The following is a 17449-nucleotide window of genomic DNA, read 5'->3' as shown; positions in this document are numbered from 1 at the left end:
GGGCGCGGGGGGCGGCGTCGTCCCCGGGGGACGGCGCCCCGGGGACACCTCTCAGGAGCCGCCGGCCGCCGCGTTCGCCTGCGCGACCGCGTTCGCCGTCACCGCGGCGGGCCCGCCGAAGACGTGCCCCTCCCCGGTCAGCGAGGCCGCCCGCGAGCGCAGGTGGTCCGCCGTGACCGTGCCGACCGCGTCGTTGCCCTGGACGAAGAGCACCGGCACACCCCTCGACCCGGCCAGGGGCGCCGCCACCAGCGCGTCGACGGCGTTGCCGTTGGCGCCGCCCACCAGGGCGATGCTGTTGGGGTCGAAGAACTCCAGGGTCACCGCGTGGTTCGCGACGAGGACCGCGGTCTCCTGCCGGCTCGCGCCACCGAGCCGCTGGGAGCCGCCGAGGGCCGTGTACGTGCTCTCGGACACCGCTCCGGTGCCGCCCAGGACCGTCCTGGCGCTGCCCTCGAACTTCTTCAGCGCCTCCGCCGTCGACGCCGGGACCCCGTCGGTGCGGGTCAGCAGGATCGGGTAGTTGCGGGCGTAGGCCAGCGGGCCCGCCGCCAGCGCGTCCGCCACCGACGCCCCGGAGGCGATGAAGACCCGCTCCGGGACGTAGCCCTCCTCCCACGTCGCCACGGCGGCCGCCGTCTCGTACCGGTCCCGCCCGGCCAGGCGCTCGACCTCCTTCTCGTCGGCCTTCCACGCGGCCTCCAGGGCGGGCGACACCGCGCTCGCGCCGCCCACGATGATCACCGCCACCGCACCGAGCCGCTCGATCTCGGCGGCCGTGGCGGCCGGCACGCGGTCGGTGTCGGTGTAGAGGATCGGCGCGTTGACGACCCCCGCGGCGTAGGCGGCGCTGAGCCCGTCCACGACGGAGTTCTGGTTCACCACGACGACCGCGGCCGCGCTGTCGTCCGCCGGGTACAGCGCCTTGGACGCCGCCACGGCCGTCTCCACCCGGTTGGCCCCGGCCACGCGCTGGTCGAAGACGAACCCGGGCGCGGCCTGCGCCGGCCCCGCCAGCGCCCCGCACGTCCCGATCCCCACCAGGGCGGCGATCCCTGCGGACACCCCGCGCCCGCGCCACGATGCTGTGCTCACTCTTGCCTCCACGTCGAGAGCCGAAGTTCGTGTCGTCCGGCGGGTGGTCCGTCCCCGGGTTCCGCGCGGCGCCGGTGCCGCACGGTGGGAGCAGGCCGCGTCAGGCGCCGGCACTGGTGTTGACCGCCCCGTTGACGCCGGCGGGGAAGAACCCGCCCCGGGTGACCGCGCGCGGCGACAGGTACACGACGTTCAGGACCTGCCCCGGGCTCCGGCTGAAGGCGATGCCGTTCCCGTCCGTGGGGACGATGTTCGCGCGCCCGAAGCGCGGGTCACCGCTGACCGCGCCCTGGTCGAGGTCCGAGGTGCCGTCCAGCGAGTCGCGGGCGTCGGAGATCTTGACGGTCGCCTCGGCCAGCTCCAGCTGGTACAGCAGGCTGCGCACGACGCCCGCGTGGTAGGCCTCCACGGCCAGGATCCCGGCCGCGGCCTCCAGGAACGTCTTGTTGAACACCAGCGGCGCCGCGCCCTTGTAGGCGGTGACCCCGACGTCCTCGAAGATGAACGCCGCCAGCAGGAAGTTCTCCTCGCTGGCGTACGGGTCGAACGTCCCCGTCGCCGGGATGAGCCCCGCGGCCCGGGCCGCGGCCGTGAAGCTGTCGCGCAGGTCGATGGCCGGGCGCGACACCGCCGAGCCGCCCAGCGCGGTGCGCAGGAACTTCACGTGCGCGATCTCGTCGTTGGCGATCTCCTCCGCGTAGCGGCGGATCGCGCGTGTCGCGAACGGCACCCGCCGCCCGCCGGTGACACCGCCCAGGGTGCCGGTGCCGCCGGTCATGGCCGTGTCCAGGCCGTGGCCGTAGGCGGCGTAGGAGTAGAACTCCGCCTCGAGGTACTCGAGGTTGAGGGCGAAGTTGAGGACCGTCGCGTCGCTGGCCGCCTCCTCCTCGGGCGTCAGCGCGGCCGCCGACGTCGCGGCACCCGCCCCGGCGGCACCGGCACCCACCACACCCAGGCCCAGCAGGCCCGCGCCGCGCAGGAACCGCCTGCGGTCGGCGGGTGTCTCCGCGCTCCTGTTGATCATGTCCATGAGCAGGGACTTTCCGAACATCTGCGGCCCTCGATCCTCGCGGGGGCCACCGGGCCGGTCGGGCCCCGTGACCGGACGGCACCCTTGCCGTCCGGTTCACGTTCGGAGCCCTCGCGCCCGCGGATGGCGTTCGGTGACAAAAACGTCACGCGATGCGCACGACCAGTGCGTCCGGCGCCCCGTCGAGGTCCCCGCCGGCCGGGTCGTCGACCCCGCCGGCCCCGTCGCCGGAGCGCACCACGTCCCGCTCCGGGGCGCTCACGTCCCGCACCACCACCACGACCAGCCAGCCGATGCCCGCCAGCCGCAGCAGCAGGACCAGCAGGTACAGCTCCGAGGGCAGCCCCCGGTCCGGGACCGACTGCCCGGCCAGGAACAGCCACACCCCCACGAAGTACACCGCCTCCGTGGCGACCCACACGGCGTGCTCGCGCCAGCGCGGCACGGCCAGCGCCGCCAGCGGCAGCAACCACAGCGACGCCTGCACCGGCAGCGCCTTGCCCGTCAGCAGCAGGCCCGCCACCAGCAGCAGCGCCACCTGCGGCACCCGCGGCCGACGCGGCGCCCACAGCACCAGCAGCGCCACCCCCGCCACCACCAGCGCCCCCGACACCAGCGACAGCGCCGTCACCGCCCCGGCCCCCAGGCCCGTCGCGGCCCGGTCCCGCACCGCCTGCTCGAGCAGCTGCGGCACCATCCACGGCGAGCCGTACCCGGCCTGCCGCGACCACCACTGCGTCAGGTACGCCGACCACGCCGCGCCCTGCGTCGCCGCCAGCGGCAGGACCACCGCGAGCACCGCCGCCGCGGCGCCGGCGACGGCCACGGCGAAGGCCCGCAGGCGCCCGGCGCGCAGCGCCAGCAGCCCCAGCGCGAGCAGCAGCAGCAGCGGGTACGTGCGGGCCGTCACCGCCAGGCCCAGCAGCACCCCCGCCGCGAGGGGCCGCCGCCGCGCCCACGCCGCCAGCCCGAGCGTGGCCAGCGCCACCCCGAGCAGGTCCAGGGACACCAGCGCCGCCAGCGGCACCAGGGGGCTCGCCGCCACCAGCGCCGCGTCCCAGCGCCGGCGCCCCGCCATCACCGCCACCGCCGCGACCACGAGCACCAGCAGCACCGCCAGCGACACCGTCGCCGCGTCGAAGTACGCCCGCTGCGCCTCCACCGACACGTCGCGCGGCGCCAGCAGCCCCAGCAGCCACGCCAGCGCGGAGGTCAGGGGCGGCTGCCCCAGCGCCACCTGCCCCGACCAGGGGCCCGCACCGGACGCCAGGCCGGAGGAGGTGAACACGACGGGCACGTCGCTGTAGCAGGCGTGGAAGAACTGGTCGGGCGTGCGCCAGCCCTCCTCGCGGCAGTGCTGCTTCTGCAGGACCCCGAGTGCGGCGCCCAGCACGGCCAGGGGCAGCAGCACCACGAGCGGCGTCAGCAGGCGCGGCCCGCTCCCGGCGTGCCGGCCCCAGGGGCCGCCGACGACCTCGCTCGCCGCGCGGGCGAGGGGGTCGGTGGCGGACGGGGCGACCGCCGGCCCGCTCACCGGGTGGCCTCGGCCGCGGCGCCGGGGGTCTGCCCGCCGTCGCCGCCACCACCCCCACCGCCGTCGCCGCCACCGCCACCGCCGGTGGGCTCGGGGGCCGGGGTGCCACCGGAGCGCCCCGAGGAGCCCGAGGAGCCCGTGGGCTGGGGGCTCGCCGAACCCCCGTCGCCACCGCCACCCTCACCGGAGCCGCTGGTCGCGCCCTGCGAGGGGGTGCCGCTGCCCGTGGGCGAGGACGGGGACGCCTCCGGGGAGGACGGCGAGGACGACTGCGACGGCGCGGAGCTGCTGCTCGACGTCGAGCTCGGGCGCGACGTCGAGCGCGTCCGCGACGGCGTGCTGGTGGAGCTGCCCCCGCCGCGCGCCTTGCCCACGTACCTCGGCCTGGGGAAGTCCAGCTCCTCCTGGCCCTCCAGCGCCGTGCGCATGTGGCTCGTCCACATCCGCACCGGGTAGGAGCCGCCCGTGACCTCGCGGACGCCGGACACCCGGAGGGGAACGGGGTTGCCCGCCTCGTCCTGCTGGAACATCACCACGACCGTCGCCAGCTGCGGGGTGTACCCCGCGAACCACGCCGACCTGTTGCTGGTCGAGGTGCCCGTCTTGCCCGCGGCGGGGCGCCCGAGACGCTTGGCGTACGAGCCGCTGCCGCGCTGCACGACCTGCTGCATGGCGTACGTGGCGTCGGCCGCGACGCCCTCCTCGAAGACGCGCTCCTCCCGCGGGGAGGCCTTGTACGTCACCTTGCCCGTCGGGTCGCTGACCTGCGCGACGGTGTGCCAGGTGCGGCGCACCCCCTGCGCGGCGAACGTCGCGTACGCCTGCGCCATGTTGATCGGGCGCACGGTGTCCGAGCCGAGGACGTTGGAGGGGACCTCGCTGAGGGTCTTCGGGTCGAAGCCGCCCGCGCGGACCGCGACGGCCTTGGTCCCCGCGGGGGTGGCGATGTCGTTGAGCTGGGCGTACACGGTGTTGGTGGAGCTGGCGGTGGCCGCCATCAGGTCCTGGCGCCCCTGGGAGGTGTCGCCGAAGTTCTCGACGGTCTCCTTGCCCCAGCTCTTCAGCGCCAGCGGGCTGTTGCCGTTGAACGTGGAGCGCAGGCTCACGCCCTTCTCCAGCGCCGCGACCAGCGTGAACGGCTTGAACGTCGAGCCAGCCTGCGCCTGCGCCTGCGTCACCGCGTTGAGCTGGTTGCGCAGGTAGTCGGCGCCGCCGTACATCGCGCGCACCCCGCCGTCGCGCGGGTCGATCGAGACCAGCCCCACGCGCAGCCCGGCGGGGACCTTCTCGGGCAGGTTCTCGCGCACCGCCTCCTCCGCCGAGCGCTGCACCGCCGGGTCGAACGTGGTGACGATCTTCAGGCCGCCGCGGTCGATCTCCTCCTCGGTCAGCCCCACGGCCTCGCTCTGCAGCTCGGCCTTCACCGTCGCCAGCAGGTAGCCGTTGGGGCCCTCGAGGTCCCGGTTGGGCGGCGCGTCGATGGTGGGCGGCATCGTCGTCGCGGCGCGCTCGGCCGCCGTCAGCCAGCCCTCCTCCACCATGCCGTCCATGACGTAGTTCCAGCGCCGCTCCGCCGCCTGGGGGTTGACCTTGGGGTCGTAGGAGCTCGGCGCGGCGAGCAGCCCGGCGAGCACGGCACCCTCGGAGACGGTGAGCTGGCCGACGTCCTTGCCGAAGTACGCCTGCGAGGCGGTCTGGATGCCGTACGCGCGCCGGCCGAAGTAGACGGTGTTGAGGTAGTCCGCGAGCGTCTCGCCCTTGCTCTGCTGCTCGTCGACCTTCAGCGCGATGAAGAACTCCTTGAACTTGCGCGTGTACGACTGGTCCGCGCTGAGGAAGTAGTTCTTCACGTACTGCTGGGTGATCGTGGAGCCGCCCTGGGTGTCGCCGCCGCGCACGTTGTTCCAGAAGGCGCGCGCGATGCCCGTCGGGGAGACCCCGCGGTTCTCGTAGAAGCTGCGGTCCTCCGCGGCCAGCACCGCCCGCTGCACGGGCTCGGGGACCTGGTCGATGGTCACCGGGACGCGGTTGCCGTCGGCGTCGACGAAGCGGCCGATCGGCGTCGTGCCGTCGCTGTGGTAGACGGTGCTGACCTGCGCCTCGGCCAGCTCGTTCGGGTCCGGGATCGTCGTGAAGGCGTACGCGGCCACGAAGGCACCGACCCCTAGGACGAGCCCGGCGGTGAGCAGGCCCACGAGCCACAGCCCGAGCCGGCGCGCACGCCCCGGACGGCGGGGGGCGCGGGGAGCGGACGGCGGGCGCGCGGGCACGGTGGTGCGGGCGACGGTCGGTCGGCGTGCTGCCACGGCGGTGCGGTCCTCCGGTCGGTGGGCGCAGCGGTGCCGCCGCGCGTCGTCGTCGATCCTGCTCGGTGCCGGGGAGGCCCGGCGGCGCGGCCGGATCCGAGCGCGGGCCCGCCCCGGCCAGTATGCGCGCTCCGGGCCCGGCCCCGGCGGCGGCACGGCCGTGGTGTGCGGGCCTCCACGACAACCACCGGACACCTCCCCGCACTCCCCTACCGTGGGGCCGTGCCGGAGGACGGGGTGCTCGAGGGGTTCGGGCGGCTGCTGCGACGGCGGGACCTGCGCCGCCTGCTGCTGGTGCGGCTCCTCGGGCAGGGCGGCGACGGCGTCTTCCAGGCCGGCCTGGCGTCCCTGCTGATCTTCTCGCCGGAGCGGCAGGCCGGCCCCGCCGCGGTCGCGGCCGGCTTCGCCGTGCTGCTGCTGCCGTTCGCGCTGGTCGGGCCGTGGGCGGGCATCGCCCTGGACCGCTGGCGCCGCAGGCAGGTCCTCGTCGCCGCCAACTCCGCCCGCGCCGTGGTGGTCGCGCTCACCGCGCTGGTCCTGGCGGCCGGGGCGCCCGACGTCGTGGTGGTCGTCCTGGCCCTGGCGGCGCTGTCCGTGAACCGCGCCCTGCTGGCGGGGCTGTCCGCGTCCCTGCCGCACGTCGTGCGCCGCGAGGACCTCGCGCTGGCCAACAGCGTCGTGCCCACGGCGGGCACGGTGGCCGCGGGGGGAGGCGCCCTGGCCGCGGTGGCGCTGCGCTCGGCCCTGCCGCCGGGTGCGGCCTCGGACGCGGTCCTGCTCGGGGTCGCGGCCGGCGTGTACCTGGTGGCGGGGCTGGCGGCCCTGCGCATCGGGGTGTCGCTGCTGGGGCCGGTGCACCCGCCCGGCGGGCACGTGCCGGGCAGCGCTCCGGCGGGCGCCGCGTCACGGCTGGCGGTCCTGGGCCGGGACCTGCTCGGCGGCGCTCAGCACGCCGTGCGGCGCAGGGCGCCGGCGTGGGCGCTGGGTGTCGTCGCCGTGCACCGCTTCGCCTTCGGGGTGACGACGGTCGCGTTCGTCGTGCTGTGCCGCCGGACCCTGACCGACCCGCAGGACCCCGCGGCCGGGCTGGCGCTGCTGACGGCCCTGCTGACCGCCGCGGGGGCGGGGGCGGCGCTGGCCGCGGTGTGCGCGCCGTGGGGTACCCGGCAGGGGTCGCTGCGCACCTGGATCTGCGGCTGTCTCGCCGTCGCGGGGGCGGCGCAGGCCGTCGCGGGCTGGCGCACGGACGTGGCGGCCCTCGTCGTCTGCGCCGTCGTCCTCGGCGGGGCGGGGCAGGGCGCGAAGATCGGCGTGGACACGGTGGTGCAGCGCACCGTGGACGACGCCTTCCGCGGGCGGGTCTTCACCCTCTACGACCTCGTGTTCAACGGGGCGTTCGTGGTGGCCGCGGGCGTGGCGGCGGTGCTGCTGCCGCCCGACGGCCGCTTCGGGTCCCTCGCGGTGTGCCTGGGGGCGGCGTACTGGGGAACCGCCCTGCTCTACCGCCGGGTGGGCCTGCCGCCGCGGGCCGTGGTCGTCCCGGCGTAGCTCAGCCGCCGGGCAGCAGCGGTCCCGGCAGCTCCGGCAGGACGTCCGGCAGTTCCGGGCCCGGTCGACCCGGCGGGTCCGGGCGCGGGTTGCGCGGCGGGTCCGGGCGCGGGTTGCCCGGCGGGTCCGGGCGCGGGTTGCCCGGCGGGTCCGGGCGCGGGTTGCCCGGCGGTGTCGGTGCCGGGGGCTCCGGGTCGGGTTCGGGCGCCGGCGGGGGCGTCGGGGCGGGCGACGACGGCGGCGGCGTCGTCGGGGCGGGTTCCGGCGGCGGCGGTGGCGTCGTCGGCGGGGGCGTCGGCCTGGGCGTGGTCGTCGGCGGCGGCGGGGCCGGTGACGGCGGCGCAGGGACCGGTGGTGCCGGCGCGGGAGCCGGCGGCGGTGCGGGAGCGGGCGGCGCGGGCAGGGGCGGAGCAGGCGGTGTCGGGGCCGGGGGCGGGAGCGTCGGCGGGGTGCTCTCCGGCGGGGGTGTCGTCGTGGACGGTGGGACCGGCGGGGTGCTCGTGCGCGGGGAGCGGCGGGGCGTGGCCGTGCCGCTCGGCGCGGACGGGACCGGGGACGTGGCCGGCTCGGTGCCGGAGGGGGACGGGGCCACCGGGGAGGACGTCGCCGGCGGCGGGCTGGTCACCACGTCGACGGGGTTGGGCACGTCGCGCAGGCGCCCGGTCTGCACGACGCCGACCGCCGCGGCGGCCGCCGAGGTGGCCAGGACCACGGCCGCGGCGACCATGACCAGGGGGCGCCTCGACGGGTCGCGCCGGCGGGTGGCGGCCGCGACGGCGGCGACCGGAGCCGCCGCCTGGAGCCGCTCCTGCACCAGCTCCGGCAGGGACAGGGCGGCGGTCTGCTGCTCGTCCGCCGCCACGAGGTCGGCCCGCAACCCGTTCACCCACGCGGGGAGGCGGTCCGGGCGCTGCCGGGGATCCAGGGCCAGGGCCTGCAGGAGGCCCTCCCGCAGCGCCGGCAGCCCGGCCGTCAGCGGTGCCGCCGCGAGCTGGCGCCGCACCTCGGGCAGGTCGGGGCCGCCCTCGGGGTCCTGCACGGGCGCCGCGCCGGTGAGCAGGTGCACCGCGGTCGCCGCCAGGGCGAACGCGTCCGCTGCGGGCGTCGGCGCCGCGCCCGCCAGGACCTCCGGCGCCGTGTACGCCACGGCGGAGCGGTCCGCGGGTCCCGGGGAGCGCACCGCGTGCAGCGCCAGCGCGGCCCCGGTCAGCACCACGCCGCCGGAGGGGGTGGAGGTCGCCAGCCGCAGCGAGCGGGGTGTCACCCCGCCGTGCACGAACGGCGGGCGGCCCACGTCACCGCGGTGCAGGTCGTTCAGGAGCCCGGCGGCGTTGGCCAGGACCGCGAGCCGGTCCCGCAGCGACGCGTCGGGATCGTCGCGCAACCACTCGGCGACGGAACGCCCGGGCACGTGCTCCGACACGACGTAGCGCCACCGGCCGCCGCGGGCGCCCGCGCCGCGCCCGGGCAGCACCCCGGCGGGCGGGTGGGGCGCGGTGCCCGTGAAGACCGACAGGACCCGCGCCACGCGCGAGTGGCGCAGGGAGGACAGCTCGTCGGCACGGGCGTCCCACACGGCGTCCGGGTCCGGGGGCCCGCCCGCCGGCGCCCCGGCCACGTCCTCCGCGGGGGCCGGTGCCCCGGGCCGCAGGAGGGTCAGCACCCGCAGCGCCTCACCCGTGGGGGCACGCTGGTCGAGCGCGTGCCAGGACTCGTCGACGGCGCCCTCGACGGCCCCGAGGAACTCGTAGCGGTCCGGGTCGTCGTCCGGGCCGGCCCGGTGCCGGACGACCTGGGGCACGTTCGCGGCCGTCAAGCGGTCGTCGGACCAGCCCTCGGTGCTCACGAGCGATACCTCCGCGCCTCGTCCGTGCACTCGAGCGCACGGAATCGGCCGCATTCTGCCGTACCCCGCGCGACCCGTTCCCGTTCTCCACGCGTCCGAGGGGTGGATGCCGCCCTTCAGCCCGCCGTTCCGGGACCCCCCACGCCAGTGGTCAGCGGAGCGTCGTGGGCCGTCACCGTGGGTGGATCGCCGCGGAAGGCCTCCACCTCGACGAGGGCGTGCTGGCCGGTGCAGCCCTGCCCCAGCCGGGAGGTGCCCACGTCCGCCGTCACCGCGTTGACGTTGCCGTGGCCGCACGTCACCCCGGCCGCGGCGCCCGCGACGGGGTCGAACCACGCCCCCGTCGACATCTGCACCACCTGCGGGCGCACCGCGTCGGAGACCACCAGCCCCGCCAGGCAGCTGCCGCGCAGGCTGCGCACCACCACGACGTCCCCGTCGCCCAGCCCCCGGGCGCGCGCGTCCCGCGGGTGCATGCGCAGCGGCTCGCGCCCGGCCACCTTCGACGCCGCGCTGGTCGCCCCGTGGTCGAGCTGGCTGTGCAGCCTGCTCGCGGGGTTGTTGGCGACCAGGTGCAGGGGGAGGCGCGCGGCGAGGGGCGAGCCCAGCCACTCCTGCGGCTCCAGCCACGCCGGGTGGCCGGGGCAGTCGTCCAGCCCGAGCGCCGCGACCGCGGCCGAGGCGATCTCGATGCGGCCGCTGGGGGTCCGCAGCGGCGCGCCCCCCGGGTCCGCCCGGAACGCCGAGAACAGCACGACCGGCTCCTCGGGGGGCAGCCGCAGCGACCCCGCCGCGCGGAACCCGGCGATGTCGGGCGCGTGGACACCCGCCCGCGACGCCGGGCCGGTGCGCCAGGTCTCGTACAGGTGCTCCAGCCACTGCGCCGACGTGCGGCCTTCCGTGAACACCTCCTCCGCCCCGAGGCGGGCGGCGAGCGCGGCGAACACGTCGTAGTCGTCCCGCGCCTGCCCCAGCGGTGGGTGCACCCGCTCCATGAGGTGCAGGTGGTCGTCGTAGCGGGCGGCACCGAGGTCCTCCCGCTCCAGGGGCGTCGTGGAGGGCAGCACGACGTCGGCGTGCCGCGCGGTCGACGTCCAGAACGGGTCCTGCACGAGGACGGTGTCGGGCCGCCGGAACGCGCGGCGCAGCCGGCCGAGGTCCTGGTGGTGGTGGAAGGGGTTGCCGCCGCACCAGTGCACCAGGCGCAGGTCGGGGTAGCGCCGCACCTGCCCGTCGAACGCGTACCCCTCGCCCGGGTGCAGGAGGGCGTCGGCGATGCGGGCGACGGGGATGCGCTCGCGCACGGGGTTGCGGCCCTGCGGCAGGGTGGGCAGGGCGTGCTTGCGCCTCGGCCGGCCGACGCCGCCGGTGGAGGCGTAGCCGTGCCCGAACCCGCCGCCGGGCAGGCCGACCTGCCCGAGCAGCGCGGCCAGGGCGATCGCCGCCCACAGGGGCTGCTCGCCGTAGCGGGCGCGCTGCAGCGACCAGCTCACCGTGATCATGGTGCGGGCGGCGGCCATCTCCCGGGCCAGCCCCCGGATGCGCCCGGCGGGGATGCCGGTGAGGCCGGCGGCCCACTCCGGGGTCCGGGCCGCGCCACCGCCCTCGCCGCGCAGGGAGGCGAGGAACACGTCCGCCCCGGCGCAGTACCGCTCGAGGAACGCCGTGTCGTGCAGGCCCTCCTCGACCAGCGCGGAGCACAGGCCGAGCAGCAGGGCGGTGTCGGTGGCGGGCACCAGGGGCAGCCACTCGGCGTCGAGGTCGGCCGCGAGGTCGTCGCGCAGGGGCCCGACGAGCACGAACCGCGCCCCGCGCCGGCGGGCGCGCTGCAGGTGGCCGGGGACGACGTGGCCGGTGGTGCCGCCGTAGCTGACGGCGGTGTTCTTCGCGGGCAGCCCGCCGAAGCACACGAACAGCTCGGTGTGCTGCTCGAGCACCGACCAGGACGTGGGCTCCTCCAGCGGGGCGAGGCTCCCGACGACGCGGGGCAGCAGCACCTCGGCCGCTCCGTGGCTGTAGGTGGTGACGGAGCGGGTGCTGCCCCCCAGGGCGTTGTGGAAGCGGTGGACCTGGCTCTGGGCGTGGTGGAAGCGCCCGGCGCTGGCCCAGCCGTAGGAGCCGCCGAAGACCGCGGCGGGGCCGTGCCGGTCGATGACGCGCCGGAACTCCCCGGCGAGCCGGTCGAGGACGTCGTCCCAGCCGACGGTGAGCCACTCGTCGTCGCCGCGGCGGGGGTCCGGGCCCGGGCCGTCCTCCCACCAGCCGCGCCGGACGGTGGGCTGCAGAACCCGGCCGCGGCGCGCGGCGGCGGCGGGCAGGTTGGCCAGGAGCGCCGAGGGGTACCGGTCCTGCGGGTGCGGGCGCACGTCCAGGGCGCCGTCCCCGAGGTGGCGTGCGCTGAAGGCACCCCAGTGGCTGAGGCTGCGCGCGGGCCGGTCGGGGGGTGCCACCCCAGCAGGATGCCCCGCCCCGGCACGGGACGCGTCCCGCCGCCCGGGGCGGCCCGCGGCGTGGCGGACGGTGGCGGCGGCCCCTCGACGTAGCCTGACTTTGCGTATGCAGCAGTGACCCAAAGTAGTGTTCAGGGCGCGCGCTCCACCGCTGCCGGACGCAGCACCCCCACACCGGGCGGGCGGAACAGCCCGCTCACCCGATCGGCGCAGCCAGGAGAGAGGAGGGGCGACGATGAGCGACACCCCGCAGCCGGCCACGGGCACCGCGCGCCCCCCGGCACCCTCCGGCCCCCGCCTCGCCCTGACCACCGCCGCGCTCACCGGCCTGCTGGCCCACCTCAGCCTGTACACCTCCGGTGCGGACGACGTCAGCGCCACCGTCTGGTGGCCCAGCGCCGGTCTCGCCCTCGCCCTGGCCGTCCGCCGCTCGCGCTCCCGCGCCTGGGTCGCCGCGGGCACCCTGGCCGGCACCGCGGTCGGCACCGCGGCCGGTGGCATCGACCCCGCCGCCGCCGGTGCGCACGCGCTCGCCGCGGCCGCCCAGTGCCTCGCTGCCGGCGAGCTGGTGGCCCGCACCCGTACCCGCACCCTGCTCTCCCGCGGCCGCGACGCCTGGCTGCTCGGGCTCGCCGCCCTCGTGGGCGTGGGCTGCGCCACCGCCGTGCTGGCGGCACTGGCCCCCGAGGTCGACCTGCGGGGCAACGCCCTGACCCAGCTCCTCGGCCTGGTGCTCGTGACACCGCTGCTGCTGCTCGCCGGGAGCACCTCTCCGGCCCCCCGCCGCGCGCCGCACCGGCCCGGCACCCGGGACCTGGAGGGACTCGGCGCGCTCGTGGCCTGCACCGGTACCGCCGCGGTCGTGTTCTGGTCCTCCGGCAGCACCGCGTGGGCCTTCGTCATCGTCGTGCCGGTCCTGTGGGCCGCCGCGCGCACCGGACCGCGGCGCACCCTGTTCGGGCTGCTGCTCGTCGCCGTCGTCGCCTGCGCCGGCACCGAGGCGGGCCGTGGGCCCTACGGTCACGGCCAGGACCCCTCCCTCGTCACCCCCACACTGCAGGCGCTGCTGTTCACCGCCGGCGCGGTGGCCCTGGTGACGTCCCTCGTGGTGCGCTCCCGCGACCGGGCGGTGGAGCAGGCGCAGCAGCGCGAGGAGCTGTTCCGCCGCACCTTCGACGACGCCCTCCTCGGCGTGGCGCTGCTGCGCCTGGACCGCGACGGCTCCGCCGTCGTCGCCCGCGTCAACACCCGGCTGAGCGCGGTGCTCGGCGGGCCCGGCCGCATCGCGCCCGGCTCGGACTGGTCCGAGCAGGTCTGGCCCGGGCACCGGGCGACGTTCGCGCGGGCCGTGCGGGCGCTGGCCTCCGGCGCCGAGTCCTCCTGGCACGCCGAGCTGCGCCACGGCGACGGCGACACCTGGCTGGAGCTGGCCATCGCGACGTGGCCCGCCCCCGGTGGCGACGAGCAGCACGTGGCCGCCGTCGTGCAGGTGATCGACTGCACCCAGCGCCGCGCCGCCCAGCGCCGCCTGCGCGAGGCCGCGGTGCACGACCACCTCACCGGCCTGCCGAACCGCGTGCTGCTGGAGGACCGGCTGCGGCACGCGCTCAGCGCCGCGAGCCGCTCCGGCCACCAGGTCGCGCTGCTGTACTGCGACCTGGACGACTTCAAACCCGTCAACGACACCGGCGGGCACGCCGCCGGGGACCAGGTGCTCGTCGAGACCGCCGCCCGGCTCGGCTCGGCGGTGCGGCCGGGCGACACGGTCGCCCGCATCGGCGGGGACGAGTTCGCCGTGGTGTGCCCGGACCTGCCGGACGAGGGAGCCGCCTACGCCGTCGCGCAGCGGGTCGTGGAGGCCATGCGCGCGCCGTTCGAGGTCGCCGGGTGGAGCTTCGGCGTCGGCGTCAGCATCGGCGTCGCGCTCGCGGAGCACACCTCCGAGGCCCGGCGGGTCCTGCACGACGCCGACGAGGCGATGTACCGGGCCAAGCGCAGCGGCAAGGGGCGGGTGCGCCGCTCCGGCGTCGTGGACCTGCGCGACGACGGGCAGCGCACCGGCACCTGAGCGCCCGCGCTCACCGCGGTGGGGCGAGGAGCGTGCCGTCGAGCACCCCGCGCAGCGTGCGCACGGCCACCACGCCCCACGCGAGCAGCAGGACCGCCCAGCCGGCGGCCGCGCCGGCAGCGAGCGCCGCCGAGCCGCTGTGCACGGCGAGCTGACCGGCCCCCGTGACGACCGTCCCCACCGGGAACGTGAACGCCCACCACGACAGGGTGAACGGCATCCCGCGCCGCACCGCGCGGAACACCACACCGGCGGCGAGAACCGCCCACAGCAGCGCGAGCACCTCCACGGGCCCCCCGTAGGCCAGGGCGACGTCCGGGGACACCAGCCAGGGCGCGGCGGTGGCCAGCGCGCCGGCCGCGGTGACGGACTGGCCCAGCGGGCCGAGCACCAGCAGGAGCGTGGGGGCCGTCGCCGCGGGCCCCGCGCCGTGCCGGGCGAGGCGGGCCACCAGCGCGGCCAGGACCACCAGGCTGGCGGCCGCGGCGAGGGCGAAGAGCGCCACGCACACCACGGGCAGCACGCGCCCTGCCGCGCCGGGCAGGTGGGGCACGAGCAGCGCCCCGGTCGCCGCGCTCACCATGGGCGGCACCACCGGCATCAGCCACGCCGCGGTGACCGGCTGCCGCCGGGGGTTGCGCAGCACCCGCCAGGGCACGAGGACCGTCGTCAGCACCCCGAGCGCCGTCCCCGCCGTCCACAGCGCCACGTCCACCGCGACGGCGGCGCGGGTCCCGAGGAGGTCCTCGCCGGCCAGCAGGGCCCCGGCGCCGACCGTGAGCAGCGCCATGGCGGGAGCGCCGTAGGCGTGGGCCATGACGGGGTCCCCGAGGTGCCCGCGGGCGGTCCTCGGGTGGCGGACCCAGTGGACGACGGTGGCCGCGCCGACCGTGAGCAGGAGCAGCAGCGCGAGGGACCACATCCCGCCCGCGACGGCGCCGACCCCGGGAACGCCCTGCGCCGGCACGAGGGTCGCCAGCGCTGTGGCGACGATGCCGGTGCCCATGACCGTGGTGAACCAGTTGGGGCCGATGTGCGCGAAGGGGTCCGTCCGCACGGCGGTCAGGGACAGGGCGGGGGCGCTGGTGGTGCTCACGGTCCGAGGATCGGCGCGCCCGGACAGCACCGGTAGAGGCCGCAGGGCTGCCGACCCACAGGCAGGCGTTGTGACTGGCTACGGTGGGATGGTGCCCCTCAGCACCCACCTGCCCGAGCTGTCCGCCCTCGAACTGCTCGTCGACACGGCCCGCACCGGGAGCATCGGCGCGGCGGCCCGCATCCACGGCATCACCCAGCAGGCGGCCTCCGCGCGGTTGCGGGGCGTGGAGGCGCAGGTCGGGGCGCCGCTGCTGCTGCGCTCACCGCGGGGCTCGCGGCTGACGGAGGCCGGCACGGTGCTGGTGGAGTGGGCGGCGCGTCTGCTGGACGTGGCCAGCGAGGTGGACCACGGCATCGCCACGCTGCGCGCCGACCGCAGCGAACGACTGCGGGTGGCGGCGAGCATGACGGTCGCCGAGCACCTGCTCCCGCGCTGGCTGATCACCGTCCGCAGCCGGCAGCAGGCCGCGGGCCGGCCACCGACGTCGGTGACGCTGACGGCCACGAACTCCGAGCGCGTCGCGGAGGCGCTGCGCTCCGGGGACGCCGACCTGGGTTTCGTCGAGGGGCCTGACGTTCCGCGGGACCTGAGGTGGCAGGACGTGGCGCGTGACGAGCTGGTCGTCGTCGTGGCCGCCGGCCACCCGTGGACACGGAGGCGTGGGCCGCTCAGCGCGCGGGAGCTGGCCGGCACCGCACTGGTCGCCCGGGAGGAGGGGTCGGGGACCCGGCGCGTCCTGGAGGAGGCGCTGGCCGCGCGCGGACTGGTCCTGGCTCCGCCGGCCGTGGAGCTGACGACGTCGACGGCGGTGCGGGAGGCGGTCCGGGCCGGCAGCGCCCCGGCGGTGCTGAGCCGGCTCGCCGCCGAGGGAGACCTCAACTCCGGCAGGCTCGCCACCGTCCCGGTCGCCGAGCTCGACCTCTCCCGGCGGCTGCGCGCCGTGTGGGTGGGAGCCTCGACGCCTCCCGCGGGCGCGGCGCGCGACCTGCTGGCCGTCGCCCGCGGTAGCTGAGCATCGCCACCGGCAGCACACCGGTCACCCCTGGGTGATCGACCGCTCACCGCCCGGTCCTTAGGGTGTGCGCATGCGCCTCGCACTGAGCCTCGGGTACCTGGTCGGCGACCCGGCGACGGCGGCCGGTGAGGCGCTGGCGCTGACGAGGCGGGCGGAGGAGCTGGGGTTCGACGCCGTGCACGCGGCGGAGGCGTACGGGTCGGACTCACCGACCGTGCTGGCGTGGCTCGCCGCGCAGACCTCCCGCATCCACCTCGTCTCCGCGGTCATGCAGATACCGGGCAGGACTCCGGCGGCGACGGCGATGACGGCCGCCACCCTCGACGGCGTCTCTGGGGGCCGTTTCCGGCTCGGCCTGGGCGTGTCCGGCCCGCAGGTCTCGGAGGGCTGGCACGGCACCCGCTTCGACGCCCCGCTGCAGCGCACCCGCGAGTACGTGGACGTGATCCGTCTCGCTCTGGCCCGCAAGCCCGTCCGGTACGAAGGCCGGCACCTGCACCTGCCGCTGCCCGACGGGCCCGGTGTCCCGCTGCGGCTCGCCATGCCGGCGCCCCGGCCGGACCTGCCGATCTACCTCGCGGCCGTGGGGCCGAGGAACGTCGAGCTCGCCGGTGAGATCGCCGACGGCTGGCTCCCGGCCTACTTCAGCCCGGAGCACTGCGCGGAGCAGATGGAGCGGCTCGCCGCCGGCCGGGCCCGCGCCACCCCGCGGGGGGCCGCGCCGGCCTTCGACATCGCCCCGACGGTCCCGCTCGTGGTGACGGCCGCGACCGGAGCGGAGCGAGCCGAGGCGGAGCAGGGGGTGCGAGCACACACCGCGCTGTACCTCGGCGGGATGGGATCACGCTCGACGAACTTCTACCACCGTCTCGCGACGCGCATGGGTTTCGGTGCGGAGGCCGACGAGGTCCAACGCCTCTACCTGGCCCGGCAGCCACGGGACGCCGCTCTGGCGGTGCCGCAGGGCTTCCTCGACGCGACATGCCTCATCGGCCCGCGTGAGGCGCTCGCCTCGCGCGTCGCGGAGTACGCCGCCGCCGGGGTGACCACGATCGTCGTGGCTCCGATGGCCGCTTCCACCGAGGGGAAGCTCGAGGCGCTGTCGGCGGTTGCCGCCGTGGTGAGGCCGCTGGCGACCGACTGACCGCGTGAGGGTGTCCGGGAGTGTGGTTCTGCTCCTGACAACGAGGAAGGGGCGCACCCGCGATCCGTCACCGGACCGTGGTGCACCCCTCATGCCTGTTGCAGCCGGCACATCCACCGTCGGCCAGGTCAATGTTCCCCACGAGTGATCGACGTTTCGCGCGTCTCGCCACGGCGACCGTGCCGGAGCGGCATTGCCCTGTGGGTGTTGGTTGGTGTCTGGGAAATGGTGGAGGCCCCACCCCCCTGCCACGTGGTGTGGCGAGGGGGTGGGGCCTGTCACGGGTAGTCCGGCGGTGTCCTACTCTCCCACCC

The 17449-nt window shown here is 77.0% G+C and carries 11 protein-coding genes; 4 read left to right on the top strand and 7 right to left on the bottom strand.

What is annotated here, in order from left to right:
* Positions 1–51: 51 nt before the first annotated feature.
* The 4 genes from ACYQBY_RS07095 to ACYQBY_RS07080 all read right to left on the bottom strand — a co-directional run bounded on the left by ACYQBY_RS07095 (position 52) and on the right by ACYQBY_RS07080 (position 5965).
* Complete coding sequence (locus ACYQBY_RS07095; protein ID WP_459643148.1) at positions 52–1095, bottom strand: cell wall-binding repeat-containing protein; 1044 nt, start codon at positions 1093–1095, stop codon at positions 52–54.
* Between the two features lie 100 nt (positions 1096–1195).
* Positions 1196–2146, bottom strand: a complete 951-nt coding sequence (locus ACYQBY_RS07090; protein ID WP_459643147.1) for a ferritin-like domain-containing protein — start codon at positions 2144–2146, stop codon at positions 1196–1198.
* Between the two features lie 124 nt (positions 2147–2270).
* Entirely contained in the window at positions 2271–3659 is a 1389-nt protein-coding gene (locus ACYQBY_RS07085; protein WP_459643146.1) for a glycosyltransferase 87 family protein, read from the bottom strand.
* A complete protein-coding gene (locus tag ACYQBY_RS07080) occupies positions 3656–5965 on the bottom strand; it encodes a transglycosylase domain-containing protein (RefSeq protein ID WP_459643145.1) in 2310 nt (769 codons plus the stop codon). Before ACYQBY_RS07080 ends, ACYQBY_RS07085 begins: the two co-directional genes overlap by 4 nt.
* A gap of 222 nt (positions 5966–6187) precedes the next feature.
* Between ACYQBY_RS07080 and ACYQBY_RS07075 the strand changes: the two genes are divergently transcribed.
* Positions 6188–7513, top strand: a complete 1326-nt coding sequence (locus ACYQBY_RS07075) for an MFS transporter (RefSeq protein ID WP_459643144.1) — start codon at positions 6188–6190, stop codon at positions 7511–7513.
* Between the two features lies 1 nt (position 7514).
* Here ACYQBY_RS07075 and ACYQBY_RS07070 read toward each other — a convergent pair whose 3' ends face one another.
* The gene (locus ACYQBY_RS07070; RefSeq protein WP_459643143.1) at positions 7515–9359 is read right to left on the bottom strand and encodes a serine/threonine-protein kinase; all 1845 of its coding nucleotides are present in this window, start codon (positions 9357–9359) and stop codon (positions 7515–7517) included.
* A gap of 116 nt (positions 9360–9475) precedes the next feature.
* The gene (locus ACYQBY_RS07065) at positions 9476–11809 is read right to left on the bottom strand and encodes a molybdopterin-dependent oxidoreductase (RefSeq protein ID WP_459643142.1); all 2334 of its coding nucleotides are present in this window, start codon (positions 11807–11809) and stop codon (positions 9476–9478) included.
* A 235-nt stretch (positions 11810–12044) separates the two neighbouring features.
* On the opposite strand from ACYQBY_RS07065, the gene ACYQBY_RS07060 reads away from it, so the two are divergent.
* A complete protein-coding gene (locus tag ACYQBY_RS07060) occupies positions 12045–13877 on the top strand; it encodes a diguanylate cyclase domain-containing protein (RefSeq protein ID WP_459643141.1) in 1833 nt (610 codons plus the stop codon).
* Between the two features lie 10 nt (positions 13878–13887).
* On the opposite strand, the gene ACYQBY_RS07055 is transcribed toward ACYQBY_RS07060, so the two are convergent.
* A complete protein-coding gene (locus ACYQBY_RS07055; RefSeq protein ID WP_459643140.1) occupies positions 13888–14973 on the bottom strand; it encodes an SLAC1 family transporter in 1086 nt (361 codons plus the stop codon).
* A gap of 88 nt (positions 14974–15061) precedes the next feature.
* Here ACYQBY_RS07055 and ACYQBY_RS07050 point away from each other — a divergent pair, with 88 nt between their 5' ends.
* Both ACYQBY_RS07050 and ACYQBY_RS07045 read left to right on the top strand, forming a co-directional pair.
* Positions 15062–15988 carry a LysR family transcriptional regulator gene (locus ACYQBY_RS07050; protein ID WP_459643139.1) on the top strand — a complete coding sequence of 309 codons (927 nt, stop codon included), beginning with the start codon at positions 15062–15064 and terminating at the stop codon, positions 15986–15988.
* A 73-nt stretch (positions 15989–16061) separates the two neighbouring features.
* A complete protein-coding gene (locus ACYQBY_RS07045) occupies positions 16062–17135 on the top strand; it encodes an LLM class F420-dependent oxidoreductase (protein WP_459643138.1) in 1074 nt (357 codons plus the stop codon).
* The last annotated feature ends 314 nt before the right edge of the window (positions 17136–17449 follow it).

This window comes from Kineococcus anabasis (genome assembly GCF_054590795.1).
This window is presented reverse-complemented; position numbering and strand designations above follow the sequence as displayed.

Excerpts from the sequence above, each read along its gene's own strand:
- ACYQBY_RS07090 (WP_459643147.1), bottom strand. The coding sequence starts at position 2,146 with ATGTTCGGAAAGTCCCTGCTCATGGACATGATCAACAGGAGCGCGGAG.
- ACYQBY_RS07045 (WP_459643138.1), top strand. The coding sequence starts at position 16,062 with ATGCGCCTCGCACTGAGCCTCGGGTACCTGGTCGGCGACCCGGCGACG.
- ACYQBY_RS07060 (WP_459643141.1), top strand. The coding sequence starts at position 12,045 with ATGAGCGACACCCCGCAGCCGGCCACGGGCACCGCGCGCCCCCCGGCA.
- ACYQBY_RS07050 (WP_459643139.1), top strand. The coding sequence starts at position 15,062 with ATGGTGCCCCTCAGCACCCACCTGCCCGAGCTGTCCGCCCTCGAACTG.